The sequence below is a fragment of the Klebsiella sp. EMBS2024 genome (assembly GCF_036233805.1).
GTDB classification, from domain to species: domain Bacteria; phylum Pseudomonadota; class Gammaproteobacteria; order Enterobacterales; family Enterobacteriaceae; genus Klebsiella; species Klebsiella pneumoniae.
In genome coordinates, this window is sequence record NZ_JAZARW010000006.1 from 1,821 (window position 1) to 2,096 (window position 276).

A 276-nucleotide genomic window follows, 5' to 3' on the forward strand; every position below is an offset into this window, starting at 1 on the left:
CGCAGCAGTCGGACTGAACGGGGGGTTCGTGCATACAGTCCAGCTTGGAGCGAACTGCCTACCCGGAACTGAGTGTCAGGCGTGGAATGAGACAAACGCGGCCATAACAGCGGAATGACACCGGTAAACCGAAAGGCAGGAACAGGAGAGCGCACGAGGGAGCCACCAGGGGGAAACGCCTGGTATCTTTAAAGTCCTGTCGGGTTTCGCCACCACTGATTTGAGCGTCAGATTTCGTGATGCTTGTCAGGGGGGCGGAGCCTATGGAAAAACGGC